The following is a 17,338-nucleotide window of genomic DNA, read 5'->3' as shown; positions in this document are numbered from 1 at the left end:
GCGACGCCGACGGGCTGGACGCGAGGCGCGCCCGGCGGCGCGATGAGGAGGATGGTCCGGTGTCAGCGGGTGGGGCCCGCCGGGGACGGCGGGACAACGGGCTCGACGCGAGCGAGTACGCCATCGCTGGCGATGTCGACCCGCGCGTCGGGGAGCACCTGCTCGATGTGCTGGCTGCCGGCGGGATCGCCGCCTACCTGCAGCCCTCGGCGGACCTGAATCCGGTCACCCGCACCACCACCGTGCCGGCCCGGCCGGTCGACCGGCTCTACGTGGACCGCTCGCATCTGGGTACCGCTCGGGACTACCTCAGCCAGCTGGCCGACGAGGGGGGCGGCGGGCGTGGCGGGGAGGAACCGGACATCGACGCCGAGTGGGAGCGGATCGTCGCCGGCTTCCACACCTCGCCCGGCACCGGCGACCATCCGTGGCCGACCGCCGAGGACGTGGACGACCAGGCCGGCCGTGGCGGCGGCACGGCCACTGCCACCCGCCCGGGCAGCACCGACGAGCCGGCCGGACCGGCCGGACCGGCCGCCACCGATTTTCGCCGGCTGCCGTACGCGGCCGACGTCTCGGGCGTTTCGGTCAGGGGTGGTCCACGTGACGGCGACGGGCCGTCACTGCTGGACGGCCTGGACACCTTTGGCGCGGACCTGCCCGACGATCCGGACGACAACGAACGCTACGTCCCGCCGCCACCTCCGCCGCTGCCCCGGATGTCGAAGTACGCGGTGTCCGGCGTGCTCGCCCTGGTGCTCGGCTTCGTGCTGTTCCTCTTTCCCGACCTGCTCCCCGCCGACCAGGGCGTGGTGACGCTGCTCGGCTTCACCGGCATCCTCGCCGGCTTCGTCACGCTGGTCTGGCGGCTGCGTCCCGGTGACACCGACGACCGCGACCCCGACGACGGCGCCGTCGTCTGACCCGCCACACAGGGAGCTGCCCGGATACCGGGACGGCGACCGACCGCGCCGGCGGGCGTAACAGTGGTGTAACTTACTGTCAGTAGGAATACCGCAGTACGTCACTTCACCCGCCGACTGCCCAGATGTTCCTTCTCGTGGCGGTCACTCCCCTGCTGATCGGAATGCCCGAGATGCGACAGAGTTCCCTCGTGGTGGTGGCCAACCGCCTACCCATCGACGACAGTGTGGCGCCCGACGGCGCCTGCGAATGGCGCCGCAGCCCAGGAGGGCTGGTCAGCGCGCTGCATCCGCTCCTGCGGCAGGCCCCCGCGACCTGGGTCGGCTGGGCCGGCGGGACCGGTCCCGCGCCCGCCCTGCCCGACATCGACGGCGTGCGGATGCACAGCGTGTCGCTGACCAGCGACGACCTGCGCGACCACTACGAGGGCTTCGCGAACGCGACCCTCTGGCCGATCTACCACGACGCGGTCGAGCAGCCCGAACACCATCGGCGCTGGTGGGACGCCTACCAGCGGGTCAACAGGCGGTTCGCCGAGGCAACCGCCCAGGTCGCCGAGGCCGGCGCGGTGGTCTGGGTGCAGGACTACCACCTGCAGCTGGTGCCGGAGCTGCTCCGTACCCTGCGACCCGATCTGCGCATCGGGTTCTTCCTGCACGTGCCGTTCCCGCCGCCGGAGCTGTTCATGCAGCTGCCCCGGCGCGCCGAGCTGCTGCGCGGGATGCTCGGCGCCGACCTGGTCGGCTTCCAACGGGCCCAGGCCGCGCACAATTTCGCCCAGCTCGTGACGAAGGTGCTGGGGCTGCCGGCGACCGACCGGCGAATCGCGGTCGACGACCGGATGGTCCGCATCGGGGCGTTCCCGGTCTCGATCGACACCACCGAGATGGCCGCACTCGCCGGCCAGGCGGACGTGGTCGAGCGCGCCCGCCGGCTGCGCCGCGATCTGGGCGGCCCCGACCAGGTGATCCTCAGCGTCGACCGGATGGACTACACCAAGGGCATCGAGCAGCGACTCAAGGCATACAGCGAACTACTCGCCCACGGGCACGTCAAGGTCCGCGACACGGTGCTGGTGCAGGTGGCGGTGCCCAGCCGGGAACGGGTCGGTCAGTACCAGATACTCAGGGACCGGGTCGAGCGGGAGGTCGGGCGGATCAACGGCGAGTTCGGCCGGGTCGGCGAGCCGGCGATCCACTACCTCACCCAGCCGTTCGACCGCGCCGAGTTGGCGGCCCTCTACCGGGTCGCCGACGTGATGGCGGTGACCCCGCTGCGGGACGGGATGAACCTGGTGGCGAAGGAGTACGTCGCCGCCCGGGTGGACGACACCGGGGCGTTGCTGCTCAGCGAGTTCGCCGGGTCCGCCGCCGAGCTGCAACAGGCTTACCTGGTCAACCCGCACGACCTGGAAGGGCTCAAGCAGGCCCTGCTCGCGGCGTTGCGGGCCGACCCGATTGACGTGCGTACCCGGATGCGGGCCATGCGCGAGTACCTGCACCAGCACGACATCCGCGCCTGGGCCCGCTCCTACCTGTCCGCCCTGGACCAGAGCGACTCGCTGCTCACCCGCCTCGGCTCGGATTCTTGACCAGCCAGTCGAGGATCGCGTCGATCGGCTCTCGCCACCGGGCGTCGAGCATCAGGTCGTGCCCCATGCCGGGAAAGAGCAGCGGAGCGGATCCGTACCGCTGGGCCGCACGGGTCAGCACCGAAGCGGGCACCACCCGGTCGTCCGGGCTGCCCAGCACCAGCACCGGCGGACTGCCCACCGCCGGCTCCGGATCGGCGCCGGTGAGCAGCTGCCACTGGGCGCGCCGGGCGGCCCGGCCCAGCCGGGCGGCATGACGCCGGGCGTCCGCGTCGGGCAACTCGGGGCTGAACATCTGCCTTCGACTCAGCCGCAGGCCGCCGCCGAACACCGCCGGTAGGGTGCCGAACGGATTGCGGCGCAACGCGGCGCCGAACGTCGCCCAGCCACCGAGCACCGGGGCCACCAGCACCGCCGCGCGGGCCGGATAGCGGGCCAGGGCGTGCGCGACCACCAGGGCCCCAGCGCCGTGCCCCACCAGCACCGCCCGGCTGGGCAGCCCCGCCGCCACCTGGACCACGTCGTGGGCGTACGCCCGCAGGGTCGCCTCCGGCGCCGGATCGCTGCCGCCGTGCCCGCGCAGACTCACCGCGTACGCGCTGAAACCACGAGCGGCGGTGTGTCCGAGCCAGTTCTCGGCGTACGCCCATGCGCCGTGGCCGAAGCCCGGCACGAACAGCAGCGGCGGCCGGCCCTCCTCCAGTTCAGGGACGACGCTGAGCACCTCGCGGCGGACCGGGCGGACCGGCCGCGCCCACTCCCAGCCCCGCATGACCTGCACCCGTTGACTCACTTGCCCTCCAGGTCGTGCAGGGCGCGCTCCAGCGCGCGCAGGTAGTCGGCGTGGCCGACCTCGAACCAGTGCCGGGTGGAGTCCTTGACCTGCCCCGCGTAGCGTTCGCCGGCTCCGGAGCGGACCTGGGCGGCGAAGGCCGCGGCCCGCTGCGGCGCGGTGGCACGCGAGCGCAGCAGCCGGGCGAACAGCACCGCCTGCCAGTGCGCCAGCGTGAACAGGCCACTGTCCGGCTGGACCAGTCCGGCCACGGCCAGGGTGGGATGGTCCGGCACGAAGGCGTTGAGCCACAACCGGGGCCGGCCCACTCCCTCGTCGTCGCCGAGGACCTTGGCGTCGAGGAACTCGAAGCGCGGCAGGTAGCCGGTGGCGAAGACGACCACGTCCGGGTCGATCTGCCGGCCGTCGGCCAGCTCCACCGAGTGCGGGTGGAAACGCCCGACGTCCGGCGTCGGGGCGATCGCGCCGTGGCCGACGTAGTAGACAAGCTGGCTGTTGGCGATCGGGTGCGTCTCGTACACCCGGTGGTCCGGCTTCGGCAGGCCGAAGCGGGTCAGGTCACCGACGGTCAGCCGCAGCGTCCGGTGGTAGAGCCACTGCCGTACCCGCAGCGGCGCCCGAAGCGCCAGCAGGATGTCGTTGACCTGGTCGGCGGGGCGTCCGAAGACGTACTTGGGGGCGTACCAGTAACCCCGGCGGGTCGAGTGCCAGCAGCGCGACGCCTGCTGGGCGGCTTCCACCGCGATGTCGCAGCCGGTGTTGCCGGCACCCACCACGAGCACCCGCCTGCCGCGCAGCTGGGCCGGGTCCTTGTAGGACGAGGCGTGCATGACCTCGCCCCGGAACTGCTCCAGTCCTTCGTAGCGGGGCAGCTTGGGCGACCAGTTGTGCCCGTTGGCGATCATCACGGCGGCGTAGCGGGAGGTGCGCTCCGGGCCGTAACCACCGGTGCTGCGGGTGGTGACGTCCCAGCGCTCGTCGGGTGCCGGCTCGACGCGCACCACCTCGGTGCCGAACCACACGTGCCGGCGCAGGTCGAAGTGGTCGGCGTAGCGTTCGAAGTACGACAGCAGCTGACTGTGGTGCGGATAGTCCGGCCACTGGTCGGGCATCGGAAAGTCGGGGAACTGGGTGAACGGCCGCGACGAGATCAGGTGGGTGCTGGCGTACACCGGACTACGGTCGTGCCGCCAGTTCCAGGCACCGCCGATGCCGGTCTCGCGCTCGTAGCAGTCGACACCGAAGCCGTGTTCGGCGAGGTTCTTGACGGCGGTCAGGCCGCTGGCGCCGGCGCCGACGACGCAGACCGTGTCGCCCCGGTCGGAGACCGGGGCACCGTCGCGGCTACCGGCGAGCGTGATCGTCTCCGGATCAGACCGGCCGTGTTCGGTGGGGGTGGGCACCGGGGATCTCCTTCGTCTCGGCACAAGTGCCGGGTCGCGCGAAATCCTCCCCACAACGGAGCGGGATGTCCAGCCCGGCCGGCGGCCGGCGGTCAGCCGGTGGCGGGCACCAGTAAGTCGACCAGGACCGGAAAGTGGTCGCTGGCCCGGCGGGTGAGCGGTGTGTCCACCACGTCGTAGTCGATCACCGTGATCCGCGGGTCGACGAACAGGGCGTCGATGCGCCGCCGCGGATCCGCGCAGGAGTAGGTGAACCGCTCGTCCCGCTCCGCCGCCACCGCCGCGTCGGTCAGGCCGCGGGCGACGGTGGTCCACGCCGGCCCGCCCGGTTCCTCGTTGAGGTCGGCGGCGGCGATCGCCGGATGGGGCGCGGCGGCGACGTCCCGCCGGAACAGTTCCGCCTGTCCCGGCCGTTCGACCGCGTCGGTGGACAGGTGCGAGCCGGCCACGGTGAACCACCCGGAGGTGCCCACCCGGCAGTCGGCGTACGCGGCGCCGCGCAGATGGCGGCCGGGGGTGAGCGGGAAGCGCCGGCAGCGGGTGTCGACCACCCGAACCCGCAGGCTGGTCAACAGCAGGTTACCCAGCGAGGGCAGCCCTCCGGCGGCGACCACCAGACCGAACGAGGCGGCCAGCGTGGCCGACCTCTGCCGCCACCGGAACCTGCGCGGCCCCTCCTGCACGATCACCACGTCCGGTGCCGCCTCGCGGATCACCGCGGCCAGCGCGGCGGTGTCGTCGCGCTGGCCGTGGATGTTGTACGACACGACGCGCAGTGGCACGCCGGGGTGGGTCACCTAGACCCGCCGGGCCAGGTCGGCGGCGCCGATGACGCCGGCGGAGTTACCCAGCTCGGCCGGGCGGATCTCGGCCACCGGCAGCCGGCTGCGTTGCGCGAGGGCCTCGCTGAACGAGCGGCGGGTCGGCCCCATGAGCAGGTCGCCGGCGTCGATGACGCCGCCGCCGACGACCAGGACCTGCGGGTCGAGGATCTGCGCCATGTCCGCCAGGCTGGTGCCGAGCCACCGCCCGACCTGGGCGAACGACTCGGCGGAGACCGGGTCGCCGCCCTTGGCCGCGGCCGTCACCATCGGCCCGGTGATCGCCTCGGCCTCGCCGTCGGCCAACTCCAGCAGGGCGGTCGCCCGCTGCGGCTCCTGCCGCGCGGCGGCACGGGCGAAACGCACCAGCGCGCTGCCGCTGGCGTACTGCTCGATGCAGCCGAGCCGTCCGCAGCCGCACTGGTGCCCGTCGGGGACGGTCAGCATGTGGCCCAGTTCCGCGGCGATGCCGTGGGCGCCTCGAACCAGCTCACCGCCGAGCACGATGCCACCGCCGACGCCGGTGCCGATGGTGAACATGACCATCGAGTCGTCCGCGTGTCGTGCCGCGCCATAGCGGAACTCCGCCCAGGCGGCCACGTTACCGTCGTTCTCCACGATCACCGGCAGCCCGACCGCCGCGCTGACGTACGCCCGCAGGGGCTCGTCGCGCCAGGCCAGGTTGGGCGCGAATAGCACGGTGGAGCGACTGACGTCGATCCACCCCGCCGCACCGATGCCGACCGCCCGGATCTCGTGGTCGGCGGCCAACTCGGTGACCAGTTCGATGATGACGTCCCGGGTCTTGCCGACGTCGTCGGCGGGGGTGTCCCGTCGGGTCTGCAAGAGGACCGTGCCGGTATCGTCCACGACACCGCCGGCCACCTTGGTGCCACCGACGTCGACTCCGATGGTCAGCGTCACCGCTGCCACTCCCCTCTGCTGTGCCACCCCGCGCACACCTGCCTTCGCCGGTGGTCCGGGTCGTCCGTGGTCAGGCTCCGTCGCCTGGTGCGCCCTGCCGCTCGCCGCCGGGCCCGACCGGGCCGTCCGGCGTGGGCTCACTCTCGGGCAGCCGGGAGGCGGGCACCGTGCGCCGGTCGGTCGACGATCGCTGCCCGGCAGCGTCGTCCGGCCCGGCAGCGTCGACGGGCGCGGCGGCCGGGACGGCGACGTCGTCCGCCCGGGTCGCGGCGGACCAGACGTCCCGCTCCGGTGCCGGCTGAGAATCATGCCCGGTACGGGTCGCCTCGCGCCACACGTGGTCGCTGCCGGGGCCGGCTGCGGCGGGGCCGCCGGGGCCGGACGGGGGGCCGCCGGGCGGTTCGGCAGGCGGTTCGGCGGGGGCGAAGGCCCGCAGGAAGCTGGCCAGCCCGGCGGCCAGGTCGCCGGCACCGGTGGCCAGTCGCTCGGCGAATTCGGGACTGGGATCCCGCAACGCGGCGATTCCCCGGCAGACCGGGCAGACGCAACACTCGTCGGCACCGGTGGCGAAACCGCTCCCGGTGGAGCCAGGTGGGACGTCCGGGGTGCCGCTGTGACCGAGGACACCGGTCACGATCTCACCGATCGGTCCGAGCGACGTCGCGGAGGGGTCGGCGGCGGCCATCCGCACGGTGGCCAGCAGAGTGGCGACCAGCCGCTCCGCTTCCTCCCGGGCCGAACCCGGATCTGTCGCACCCATGTTGGGCTCCTCTACCGCGGCAACCGGATCGCCGGACGCGTCACTGCACCGCACCGAATGCTTCTACCCGGCGCTTGAGCTGCTTCAACGCGGCATCCATAATCATTTTCTCGGCCTTGCGACGGAACATCCCGAGCATTCCGACCGCGAGCTCCACCTCCAGGGTGTACGTCACCGTGGTGCCCCCGTCGGCGGTCGCGACCAGGTCGTACGAGCCGCGCTGAGCCTCCTGCATCCTCGACGGGGCCACCAGGTGCCACTCGACGCGGGACAGGTCCTCGGCGTAGGCGTACGCCAGCACGTACTCGTCGGCCATCACACCGGCGTCCAGGACGAACCGGACCTGGCTGGCGTAGCCGTCCTCGTACTCCTCGACGACCTCGGCCTCGCGGATCGCGTCGGTCCACTCCGGGTAACTCGGGAAGTCACAGATGACCGCCGCCACCCGGTCCGGTGACGCGCCGATCATGATCGACTGAGTGGAGGTGTCCGCCATGGGGGGAGGCTACCCGTCCCGCAGCACCCGCGGGACGCGCCGCCCACCTGCGATGTGCCCGCCGGCAGCCGGCCGGGTAGGTTTCGACAGAGCCGCCCGGGTCCCGGCGGCCCAACCGGCCAGCGAAAGCACGAGGGAGTGCAGGTGCGCGAGTTCTCCGTCCCGCCGATCGTCACCGTCGGGGATTCGGCCAACCTCACCGACCCGGTATGGGAGAACGCCGAGAACGCGCCCGAGGCGGTGCAGTTCGTCCGCCGCGACGCGGCGGGCGCCTGGACGGACGTGACCTGCCGACAGTTCCGTGACGAGGTGCTGGCGGTCGCCCGCGGGCTCGCCGCTGCCGGCATCCAGCCGGGCGACCGGGTGGGGCTGATGAGCCGCACCCGCTACGAGTGGACCCTGTTCGACTACGCCATCTGGGCGGCCGGCGCGGTCACCGTGCCGATCTACGAGACCTCCAGCGCCGAGCAGGCCGCCTGGATCCTGGCCGACTCCGGCGCGGTGGCCGCCGTGCTGGAGAGCACCGCGCACGCCACGCTGGTGGCCGGCGTCCGCGACCGGCTCCCCGAGCTGGCCCACACCTGGCAGATCGATCTGGGCGGGGTGGACGAGCTGGTGGCCGCCGGTGCCACGGTGGAGCCGGCGGAGATCGAACGGCGACGCGCGGGGCTGCGCTCGGCGGACGTCGCGACCATCATCTACACCAGCGGCACCACCGGCCGCCCCAAGGGCTGCGTGCTGACCCACCGCAACATGTACGCCGACATCGCCAACGCGGTGCCGGTACTGCCGAACCTCTTCGGGCCCAACGCATCGACCCTGCTCTTCCTGCCCCTCGCGCACGCCTTCGCCCGGCTCATCCAGATCGGTGTGGTGCAGGCGCGGGCCACCATGGCGCACTGCTCGGACACCAAGGACCTGATCGCCCAACTTGAGGAGGTCAAGCCCACCTTCGTGCTCTCGGTGCCCCGGGTCTTCGAGAAGGTCTACAACGGCGCCAAGCAGAAGGCCGAGGCCGCCGGCAAGGGGAAGATCTTCGCCCGGGCCGAGGCGGTCGCCATCGCGTACAGCGAGGCGCAGGAGACCTCCGACGGACCGGGCCTGGCCCTACGCGCCCAGCACGCGCTCTTCGACAGGCTGGTCTACGGCAAGCTCCGGGCCGCTCTCGGCGGGCGGTGCCGCGACGCGATGTCCGGCGGCGCGCCGCTCGGCGCCCGGTTGGGCCACTTCTTCCGGGGCGTCGGTGTGACCGTCTGCGAGGGGTACGGCCTGACCGAGACCTCTCCCGCCGCCTCGGCCAACCTGCCTGGTTCCACCCGGATGGGCACGGTCGGCCGGCCGCTGCCGGGCGTGACCATCCGCACCGACGACGACGGCGAGGTCCTCATCTCCGGTGCCCTCGTCTTCCAGGGCTACTGGCGCAACGAGGCGGCCACCGCCGAGGCGATCACCGCCGACGGCTGGTTCCGCACCGGCGATCTCGGATCGCTCGACGGTGACGGCTACCTGACCATCACCGGGCGGAAGAAGGAGATCATCGTGACGGCGGCCGGCAAGAACGTCGCGCCGGCCGTCCTGGAGGACCAGGTCCGGGCGCACCGCCTGGTCAGCCAGTGCGTGGTGGTGGGCGACCGGCAGCCCTTCATCGCCGCGCTGGTCACTCTCGACGAGGAGGCACTGCCGGCCTGGCTGGAGTCGGCCGGACTGCCCGCCGACGCCGGGATCGAGCAGCTACGCCGGCACGAAGGGCTGCTGGCCGAGATCCAGGCAACCGTGAACCGGGCCAACGAGTCCGTCTCCCAGGCCGAGGCGATCAAGGTCTTCCGGATCCTGCCGCGCGACTTCACCGAGGCGACCGGGGAGCTGACCCCGTCGCTCAAGGTCAAGCGCCAGGTCGTTCACAAGACCTACGCGGCGGAGATCGCCGACATCTACCGCGGCTGACTACGATCCGTCACGTGCCCGCCTCGACATCCGCCCTGGCCCGTTCCCACCCGCTCGCCGCGGCTGCGCGGGTGGTCGTGCTGGCCCTGGTCGCCGTACTGACCCTGTTCGCCACCCACGACGTGAGCCAGCTGTGGTGGATCGTCCTGCTGGCGTTGGCGGGACTGCCCGCGTTGTTGGCCCCCCAGCACCGGCTCGTCGGCCCGCTCAGCCGGGTCGCGGAGGTGGTGGTGCTCGGCCTGGCGGCGAGCCAGGTCGCCGCGGTCGCCACCGTCGGTGGCCAGATCGGTGGGCTGGGCGCCTCCGCGGTGCTGCCCTACCTCGCGGTGCCGGTGACCGTCACCGCGCTGCGTCACCATTTCCGGGAGGGCGCCGCACTGATCGCCGTCGCCGCGGTCACCCTGTTGGCCGCCGGTGCCGTCACCGAGGTCGGCGGAATCCGGCAACTGGGCCAGCCCGGTTACCTCGCCGTCTGCGCCCAGTGGTTGGTCCTGGCGGCGCTGGGCCTGTACGCCGCCGGCACCCTGCACCGGGTGATGCAGGTCCGCCACGACAACAAGCCCCAGCCGTACGCCGAGGCGACCCGGCTGCTGACCCAGCTGCGCACCGTGGCCCGGCAGCTGCCCGGGGCGACGCTGGACCCGGGCGGGATCTCCGAGCACCTGCTGGAGGAGCTGCGAACCGTGGCCCGGGCCGACCGCGCCGCGGTGCTCTCTGCCAGCGGCGGCGGTCGGCTGGTGGTGCTCGCCCAGCTCGGCGCGGACCGGGTCGACTGGGAGACCACCCTCGACGCGGACTCGGCCATCGCCGACGCCTGGGCCAGCCAGCAGTCGCAGACCGCGGCCCGGTCGCAGTCCCGCTCGCACCGCGGCGGGGACGTGTCGGCGTTGATCGTGCCGCTCGTCGCCGGGCTGCGCACGGTCGGTCTGGTGGTGCTGGAGGCCGACGCCGCGCAGGCGTACCCGCCGCCGGTGGTGGCGCAGGTGACCGGGCTGACCGGCCCGGCGGCGCTGCGCCTGGAGGCCGCCCTGCTCTTCGACGAGGTGCGGTCGCTGGCCACCAACGAGGAGCGGCAGCGGCTCGCCCGGGAGATCCACGACGGGGTGGCCCAGGAACTGGTGATGGTCGGCTACGGCATCGACAACGCGCTGGCCACGGTGCACGACGACGCCGAGGAGACCGCCGAGTCGCTGCGCCTGCTCCGCCACGAGGTAACTCGCGTGATCACCGAGTTGCGGCTTAGCCTGTTCGAGCTGCGCAGCGAGGTGGACCGGCACGGTGGACTGGCCGCCGCGATCGCCGAGTACGCCCGGACCGTCGGCGCCTCCGGCGGCCTGCGGGTACACCTGTCGCTCGACGAGTCCACCGCCCGGCTGCCCGCGGCGACCGAGGCCGAACTGTTGCGCATCGCCCAGGAGGCGGTCACCAACGCGCGCAAGCACGCCGGAGCAACCAACCTCTGGGTCACCTGTGAGGTGGACCCACCCTACGCGCAGATCGAAGTGTCGGATGACGGTCACGGCATAGGTGACCAGCGCTCGGATGGGCACTATGGTCTTGCGATCATGGCCGAGAGAGCGGAACGTATCCGGGGCCGGTTGGAGATCAGCCCGCGACAGCCGAGCGGGACGACCGTCGCGGTCGTGGTCGGTTCGTCGCCCCGGCGCGATAACGTTCGCGGTAGCGCCGCCGCAGCAGAAGGGGAGTAACCCGAGGATGACCACAAGCCCGACACCGGCCACACGTACCAAGGTCCTCCTTGTCGACGATCACGATCTGATCCGTAAGGGCCTACGGCACGCCTTCGAGCGCGACCGGCAGTTCGAGGTCGTCGGCGAGGCAGCCACGGCAGCCGAAGGCGTACGGCAGGCCGGCGCGTTGCAGCCCGACGTGGTGATCATGGACCTTCGGCTGCCCGACGGCAGCGGCTTGGAGGCCACCCGGGCGCTGCGCAAGTCCAGCGTGTCGATGGGCATCGTGGTGCTCACCATGTACGCCGGCGACGACCAGCTCTTTGGTGCCCTGGAGGCCGGAGCCAGCGCGTTCGTGCCGAAGACCGCGCCGGCCGACGAGGTCGTGGCCGCCGCCCGGCACGCCGCCTCCTCCCCCAGCGCCTTCACCGCCGCCGACCTCGCCGAGGCGATGAAGCGTCGACTCGCCCCGTCCGGGCCCCAGCTCTCCCCCCGCGAGGGTCAGGTGCTGCGGCTGCTCGCCGACGGGATGAGCGTCGCCGGCATCGCCAAGCAGCTGTTCGTCAGCGAGTCGACCGCCAAGACCCACATCTCCAAGCTCTACGAGAAGCTCGGTGCGGCCAACCGCGCCCAGGCTCTGATGACCGCCCTGCGGCTCGGCCTGCTCGAGGCTCCGGACGCGCCGAAATTCTGAAGCCGCCCGGTACCCTCGCCGAGGATCCGTGTCCCGCCGCCCGCGGGCACGGATCTTTCGCATCGATCACCGTTCACGCAACATCGCTATAGCCTCCTCGGCGAAAACGGGGCACAATACCCGCCGGGGCGCGAGCCGCCCCGACCGGCGGGCGAAGGGGTGATGGCATTGCAGCGGCCGGACTGGGCACCTGAGACCATTGATGTCGAACGTCCCAGCGTCGCCCGGATGTACGACTACTATCTCGGCGGCTCGCACAACTTCGCCGTGGATCGGGCGGCGGCCCGGGCGATAGTGGCCGCGGTGCCGCAGGCACCGCTGATGGCCCAGGCCAACCGTGCTTTCCTGCGCCGCGCCGTGCAGTTCCTCACCGCGGCCGGCATCCGGCAGTTCCTGGACATCGGCTCGGGCATCCCGACCGTCGGCAACGTGCACGAGATCGCCCGGCGGCACGCCCCCGACTCCCGGGTGGTCTACGTGGACGTCGACCCGGTCGCCGTGGCGCACAGCCGGGAGATCCTGGCCGGCGACGCCGGTACGACGGTGGTCCAGGAGGACCTGCGCCACCCCGACAGGATCCTCACCCACCCGGACGTACGCGCAGTGCTCGACTTCTCCCGCCCGGTGGCCGTCCTCGTCGTGGCGGTGCTGCACTTCGTCGCCGACGACGACCGCCCGGTGGAGGTGCTGCGGGCCCTGCGCGCGGCACTGGCACCCGGCAGCTACCTGGTTCTGTCGCAGGCCAGCGACGACGGCCGCGACGAGGCCGAGCGGGCCGAGCCCGAGGAGGTCTACCGGCGTACCGACAATCCGCTGTGGATCCGCAGCCGGGCCGAACTGACCGGCTTCTTCGACGGCTTCGAGCTGGTCGATCCCGGCGTGGTGTGGGTGCCCCAGTGGCGGCCGGAGACCCCGGAGAGCGCCGAGGACGCCGAGCGGGCCGTTTTCGTGGGCGGGGTCGGACGACTCGGTGGTTGAGCCTGCGGACACCTGCTCCAGCGTCGGGGCGTTCGCCCGAGCCTGGGCCAAGGCGGTCTCGGGCACCAGCTACCTGCCAATGACGCACGCCCAACTGGAGACCCTGCTGCAGCGGCTCACCGATCTGCTGTCCGAGGCGCTGCGGGCAGAGCCGCTCGACCTGCGGGTGGGGCACAAGGTCGCCGAGGAACTGGTTGGCGCGCACATCGCCTCCGCCGAGGCGCTCGGCCGGACGGTGGAGGTGATCCAGCTCCGGCTGGTCCGCGACCTCGATCTGGTCTGCGACGACGTCGAGGACCGGATGGCCAGGCTGCTGGCCGCGGTCGCCACCGGGTACGCGCGGGCGCTGCGCGACCGGACACTCGACGAGCAGGAGTCGATCCGGCGGGCCGCGCTGATCGCCCGCGCCGAGGCGGAACAGGCGCTGCGGGCCAGCGAGGCCCGCTTCCGGCACCAGGCCACCCACGACCCGCTCACCGACCTGCCGAACCGCACGCTCTTCGCCGAGCGGCTCGCCGCGGCGGTGGACGGTGCGGCCGGCAGCGGTCGTCGGGTCGGGCTGTGCTTCGTCGACGTGGACCGGTTCAAACGGATCAACGACTCTTTCGGTCACCAGATCGGCGACCGGGCGCTGGTCGCCGCGGCCCGGCGGCTGGGCCGGGCCGTCGAGCCCCACCTGGTCGCCCGGCTCGGCGGGGACGCCTTCGTCGTGTTGGTCGAGCGTTCCACCGGCACCGGGGACGTGGTCGCCGTCGCCGAGGCGGCGCTGGCCGCCCTCTCCGAGGCGGAGGCGGTCGACGGGCACGACGTGACTGTCACGGCGAGCGTGGGCGTCGTGGAGCGGCGGGTCGCCGGTGCCTCGCCGGACGACCTGATGCGGGCCGCGGGCAGCACCCTGCACTGGGCCAAGACGGCCGGCGGTGCCCGGTGGGCGCTGTACGACGCGGAGCGCGACGGCCGGGAACAGGCCCGCCAGGAGCTGAGCGCGGCGATCCCGGCGGGTCTGGAACGCGGCGAGTTCTTCCTCGACTACCAGCCGCTGACCTCCTTGCAGAACGGCTCGCTGCTCGGCATGGAGGCGCTGGTGCGGTGGCGCCACCCGCAGCTGGGTGTGCTGAGCCCGGGCAGCTTCATCGGGCTGGCCGAGGAGACCGGGCTGATCGTGCCGCTCGGCGGCTGGGTGCTCGCCGAGGCGTGCCGGGAGGCGGTCGGCTGGCGGGCCGCCTCGGGCGACCCGCCATACGTCAGCGTCAACCTGGCGGTGCGGCAGGTCCACCGCCCGGGCCTGGTGCAGGAGGTGCAGGCCCTGCTGCGGCGCACCGGCCTGCCACCCGAACGGCTCCAGCTGGAGATCACCGAGAGCACCATGATGACCACCGCCGAGGAGCCGGTACGCGCCCTTCGGGCCCTGGCCGACCTGGGCATCCGGATCGCCATCGACGATTTCGGCACCGGCTACAGCAACCTGGCCTACCTGCGTAACCTGCCGGTGACCGAGTTGAAGGTGGCCGGCGAGTTCGTCCATGGCCTGCGCGCGCCGGAGGCCCGCGCCGATGAGCGGATCCTCGCCTCGCTGGTCTCCCTGGCGCACGCCCTGGACCTGACCGTCACCGCCGAGGGGGTGGAGACCGGCGGGCAGGCGAAACGACTGCGGGCGATCGGCTGCGACGCCGGCCAGGGCTGGCACTTCGGCCACCCCGCCCCCGCCGACCACGTCCTCGCCCGCCTGCAGTGAAGGGGGGCCCGCATTGACGCCTGGGTATAGCAGGGGCCCCGTATCAACACCGTAGCCGGTTACCCGGGGGCGACGGGTCAGCCGGCGAGGAGGGCGGCAAGCCGCCGGGCCTGGGTCTCCCAGCGCCACTCCTGCTCCACCCAGGCGCGGCCGGCGCGACCGAGCTGCCGGGCCAGGTCCCGGTCGGCGAGCAGGACGCCCACCCGATCGGCCAGCTCGGCCAGGTCGTGGCCGTCCACCACGTAGCCGGTCTCGCCCTCGCGTACCGCGTCGGGGGCGCCGCCGGAGTTGCCGGCCACCACCGGCAGACCGGTCGCGGACGCCTCCAGGTAGACGATGCCGAGCCCTTCGACGTCCAGGCCGCGGTTGCGGGTACGGCAGGGCATCGCGTACACGTCACCGGCCGCGTAGTGGGCGGGCAGCTCGGCGGGGGGCACCGAGCCGGTGAAGACCACGTCCCGTTCCACGCCGGACTGCCGGGCCAGCCGGGCCAGCGTGGCCCGGTACGGCCCGCCACCGACCACCAGCAGCGCGGCGTCGGGCACCCGGCGGCGGATCAACGGCATCGCCCGGATCAGCATGTCCTGGCCTTTACGGGGCACCAGACGGGACACGCAGACCACCACCGGCCGGTCGGCGAGGCCGAGGCGGTGCCGCACCGCCCCCCCGTCGACGTTCGGGTGGTAGAGATCGGTGTCCACGCCGGGGGCGAGCCGGCGCAGCTCGGTCAGGCCGTCCAGCGCCCTGGCCAGCCGGCTGCGGGTGTACTCACCCAGGTAGGTGATCACGTCGGCGTCCCGGCCGATACGCCGCAGCGCGGTCCGGGCCACCGGCAGCGCCGCCCAGCCGACCTCGTGTCCGTGGGTGACGGCGACCACCCGGCGCACCTGCGCCCGGCGGCGCAGCCCGGCGGCGAGCAGACCGAGCGGGGCCGCCGCGCCGAAGCAAACCGTGTCGCAGTCGTAGGCCCGGGCCAGCCGCGCGGCCCGACGGGCCACCAGCGGGGTGGGCAGCAGGACCTTGGTGCGTTCGCGTACCACCTCGAACGGCTGGTCGGCGTCGAACTTCTCGGCACCGGGCCAGCTCGACGCGTAGACCACCACCGAGCCCGCCGGCTGGCGTACCGCGAGGTTGTGCACGAACGACTGGATGCCGCCCGCACGCGGCGGGAAGTCGTTGGTCACCAGCAACGTGCGTTTCGTGCCCATCAGCCGGCCCTCCGGGCGTACGCGCGGGCGGCGGCGATCCGCTCCACGGTGGACGGGTGCGAGGCGGAGTAGAGGTACTCCCAGCGGGGCGGATCGGGATCGGAGAGGTTGATCGCGGAGAGGCGGCGCTGCATCGACTCGAACGCGACCGGGTCGCCGGTCAGTTCCAGCGCGTGCGCGTCGGCCCGCGCCTCGACCCACCGCGACATCAGCGCCTGAACCGGCGCGAAGACCAGCGAGGCCACCGTGACCAGGGCGAGCAGCAGCCCGAAGGCGCGGGGTTGGGCGACCGAGTCGACGCCGGCCAGGCGCAGCAGCGGCGGCCAGGAGCCGATCAGGTAGAGCGCCACCACGGCGGCCGCCGCGCCCAGCGCGCCGGTGAGCGTGCCGATCGGTACGTCCCGGTCCCGGGCGTGGCCCAGTTCGTGTGCGACCACCGCGGTCACCTCGGCCGGCGTCGCCTCGCGCAGCAGGTTGTCGTACACCACCACCCGGCGGGTCGGTCCCAGCCCGGAGACGTACGCGTTGACCGCCCGGGTGCGTCGGGACGCGTCGGCGACGAGCACGTCGCGCACCGGGACACCGTCCCGTTCGGCTAGCTCCATCAACTGGGTACGCAGCGGCCCCGGTTCCATCGGGCTGAACCGGTTGAACACCGGCTCGACCAGCACCGGCAGCACGAACGAGAGCACCACCACCAGGGTCGCGGCTCCCGCCGCGCCGAACGCCCACCACCAGCGCGGCGCGAGCCGGATGACCGTGTAGAAGCCGAGCAGCGCCACCGCGCCGATCACCGCACTGACCGCGTACGACTTGAGCAGGTCCACCGCCCAGCCGCCCCAGCCGTTGGTGGCCAGCTCGTAGCGGGTGAGCACCCCGTGGCGCCAGGCGGCGAACGGCAGCGTGACCAGGTCGGCGAGCAGTACCACGGCCAGCCCGCCGAGAACCGCCTGGGCGATCCAGTGGCTGCCGAAGGGGCGCCCGGCCACCTCGATCAGGCGGCTGCCCAGCGGGGTCAACCCGAGCGCCAACGCCACCAGCAATCCGACGCCCAGCGCCGCCCAGCCACCCGGGCGCAGCGCGGAGCGGAACTGCCGGGCCTGCTCGACCTGGTCGGCGGGCAGGTCGCGCAGCGCGGCGAGCTGGTCGGCCCGGGGTGCCGGCGGGCGGTTCCACGGGATCAGCACCAGGGCCGCCAGCACCACGGCCACGCCGAGGCCGGCCAGGGTGAGCAGCGCCCAGCCGCGCGGGCTCACCGCGCCGCCTGGCACTGCTCCGGCGACCTGCCGTCGCGACGACCGGGATCGGCTCCGCCGTGCGCCGTGCGCCTCATACCGCCACTCCTGTCGCCATGGGCGCCCATCCTATTGCCCGAG

At 73.0% G+C, this 17,338-nt stretch carries 15 protein-coding genes; 7 read left to right on the top strand and 8 right to left on the bottom strand.

What is annotated here, in order from left to right; genetic code table 11:
- Window positions 1–59: 59 nt before the first annotated feature.
- Together ACFHWY_RS10310 and ACFHWY_RS10305 are read left to right on the top strand one after the other, a co-directional pair.
- The gene (locus ACFHWY_RS10310; RefSeq protein WP_416579890.1) at window positions 60–923 is read left to right on the top strand and encodes a DUF308 domain-containing protein; all 864 of its coding nucleotides are present in this window, start codon (window positions 60–62) and stop codon (window positions 921–923) included.
- A gap of 173 nt (window positions 924–1,096) precedes the next feature.
- Window positions 1,097–2,515 carry an alpha,alpha-trehalose-phosphate synthase (UDP-forming) gene (locus tag ACFHWY_RS10305; protein ID WP_416579950.1) on the top strand — a complete coding sequence of 473 codons (1,419 nt, stop codon included), beginning with the start codon at window positions 1,097–1,099 and terminating at the stop codon, window positions 2,513–2,515.
- On the opposite strand, the gene ACFHWY_RS10300 is transcribed toward ACFHWY_RS10305, so the two are convergent.
- From ACFHWY_RS10300 to ACFHWY_RS10275, 6 genes are all read right to left on the bottom strand, one after another.
- A complete protein-coding gene (locus tag ACFHWY_RS10300; RefSeq protein ID WP_416579949.1) occupies window positions 2,490–3,287 on the bottom strand; it encodes an alpha/beta hydrolase in 798 nt (265 codons plus the stop codon). The genes ACFHWY_RS10305 and ACFHWY_RS10300 overlap by 26 nt on opposite strands.
- A gap of 17 nt (window positions 3,288–3,304) precedes the next feature.
- The gene (locus ACFHWY_RS10295; RefSeq protein WP_416579889.1) at window positions 3,305–4,711 is read right to left on the bottom strand and encodes a flavin-containing monooxygenase; all 1,407 of its coding nucleotides are present in this window, start codon (window positions 4,709–4,711) and stop codon (window positions 3,305–3,307) included.
- A gap of 92 nt (window positions 4,712–4,803) precedes the next feature.
- Window positions 4,804–5,493, bottom strand: coding sequence for an endonuclease/exonuclease/phosphatase family protein (locus tag ACFHWY_RS10290; protein ID WP_416579888.1), 690 nt, complete (start codon window positions 5,491–5,493; stop codon window positions 4,804–4,806).
- A 15-nt stretch (window positions 5,494–5,508) separates the two neighbouring features.
- Window positions 5,509–6,456, bottom strand: coding sequence for an ROK family glucokinase (locus ACFHWY_RS10285; protein ID WP_416579887.1), 948 nt, complete (start codon window positions 6,454–6,456; stop codon window positions 5,509–5,511).
- Window positions 6,457–6,526: 70 nt separating this feature from the next.
- Window positions 6,527–7,216 carry a hypothetical protein gene (locus tag ACFHWY_RS10280; RefSeq protein ID WP_416579886.1) on the bottom strand — a complete coding sequence of 230 codons (690 nt, stop codon included), beginning with the start codon at window positions 7,214–7,216 and terminating at the stop codon, window positions 6,527–6,529.
- A gap of 40 nt (window positions 7,217–7,256) precedes the next feature.
- Window positions 7,257–7,712 carry an SRPBCC family protein gene (locus ACFHWY_RS10275; protein WP_416579885.1) on the bottom strand — a complete coding sequence of 152 codons (456 nt, stop codon included), beginning with the start codon at window positions 7,710–7,712 and terminating at the stop codon, window positions 7,257–7,259.
- A gap of 144 nt (window positions 7,713–7,856) precedes the next feature.
- On the opposite strand from ACFHWY_RS10275, the gene ACFHWY_RS10270 reads away from it, so the two are divergent.
- The 5 genes from ACFHWY_RS10270 (at window position 7,857) to ACFHWY_RS10250 (ending at window position 14,754) form a co-directional block, all read left to right on the top strand.
- Window positions 7,857–9,656, top strand: a complete 1,800-nt coding sequence (locus ACFHWY_RS10270) for an AMP-dependent synthetase/ligase (RefSeq protein WP_416579884.1) — start codon at window positions 7,857–7,859, stop codon at window positions 9,654–9,656.
- A gap of 14 nt (window positions 9,657–9,670) precedes the next feature.
- Window positions 9,671–11,365, top strand: a complete 1,695-nt coding sequence (locus ACFHWY_RS10265) for a GAF domain-containing sensor histidine kinase (protein WP_416579883.1) — start codon at window positions 9,671–9,673, stop codon at window positions 11,363–11,365.
- Between the two features lie 7 nt (window positions 11,366–11,372).
- Window positions 11,373–12,041 (top strand): response regulator transcription factor, encoded by a 669-nt coding sequence (locus ACFHWY_RS10260; protein ID WP_092382321.1) that lies wholly within the window; start codon window positions 11,373–11,375, stop codon window positions 12,039–12,041.
- A gap of 168 nt (window positions 12,042–12,209) precedes the next feature.
- Window positions 12,210–13,019, top strand: coding sequence for an SAM-dependent methyltransferase (locus tag ACFHWY_RS10255; RefSeq protein ID WP_416579948.1), 810 nt, complete (start codon window positions 12,210–12,212; stop codon window positions 13,017–13,019).
- 79 nt (window positions 13,020–13,098) lie between these two features.
- A complete protein-coding gene (locus tag ACFHWY_RS10250; RefSeq protein WP_416579947.1) occupies window positions 13,099–14,754 on the top strand; it encodes a putative bifunctional diguanylate cyclase/phosphodiesterase in 1,656 nt (551 codons plus the stop codon).
- Window positions 14,755–14,831: 77 nt separating this feature from the next.
- On the opposite strand, the gene ACFHWY_RS10245 is transcribed toward ACFHWY_RS10250, so the two are convergent.
- Window positions 14,832–15,962 (bottom strand): glycosyltransferase family 4 protein, encoded by a 1,131-nt coding sequence (locus tag ACFHWY_RS10245; protein WP_416579882.1) that lies wholly within the window; start codon window positions 15,960–15,962, stop codon window positions 14,832–14,834.
- Window positions 15,962–17,218 carry a M48 family metallopeptidase gene (locus ACFHWY_RS10240; RefSeq protein WP_416579881.1) on the bottom strand — a complete coding sequence of 419 codons (1,257 nt, stop codon included), beginning with the start codon at window positions 17,216–17,218 and terminating at the stop codon, window positions 15,962–15,964. Before ACFHWY_RS10240 ends, ACFHWY_RS10245 begins: the two co-directional genes overlap by 1 nt.
- Window positions 17,219–17,338 lie beyond the last annotated feature (120 nt).

The organism is Micromonospora sp. LOL_024, from assembly GCF_048060415.1.
Taxonomy (GTDB): Bacteria; Actinomycetota; Actinomycetes; order Mycobacteriales; family Micromonosporaceae; genus Micromonospora.
The sequence above is the reverse complement of the archived record's forward strand: the minus strand, read 5'-3'. Positions and strand labels throughout refer to the sequence as shown.

Bases quoted from the DNA above. Each gene is read 5' to 3' on its own strand.
- ACFHWY_RS10305 (WP_416579950.1), top strand. From the start codon at position 1,097: ATGCGACAGAGTTCCCTCGTGGTGGTGGCCAACCGCCTACCCATCGAC.
- ACFHWY_RS10300 (WP_416579949.1), bottom strand. From the start codon at position 3,287: ATGCGGGGCTGGGAGTGGGCGCGGCCGGTCCGCCCGGTCCGCCGCGAG.
- ACFHWY_RS10280 (WP_416579886.1), bottom strand. From the start codon at position 7,216: ATGGGTGCGACAGATCCGGGTTCGGCCCGGGAGGAAGCGGAGCGGCTG.
- ACFHWY_RS10275 (WP_416579885.1), bottom strand. From the start codon at position 7,712: ATGGCGGACACCTCCACTCAGTCGATCATGATCGGCGCGTCACCGGAC.
- ACFHWY_RS10260 (WP_092382321.1), top strand. From the start codon at position 11,373: ATGACCACAAGCCCGACACCGGCCACACGTACCAAGGTCCTCCTTGTC.
- ACFHWY_RS10250 (WP_416579947.1), top strand. From the start codon at position 13,099: ATGACGCACGCCCAACTGGAGACCCTGCTGCAGCGGCTCACCGATCTG.
- ACFHWY_RS10245 (WP_416579882.1), bottom strand. From the start codon at position 15,962: ATGGGCACGAAACGCACGTTGCTGGTGACCAACGACTTCCCGCCGCGT.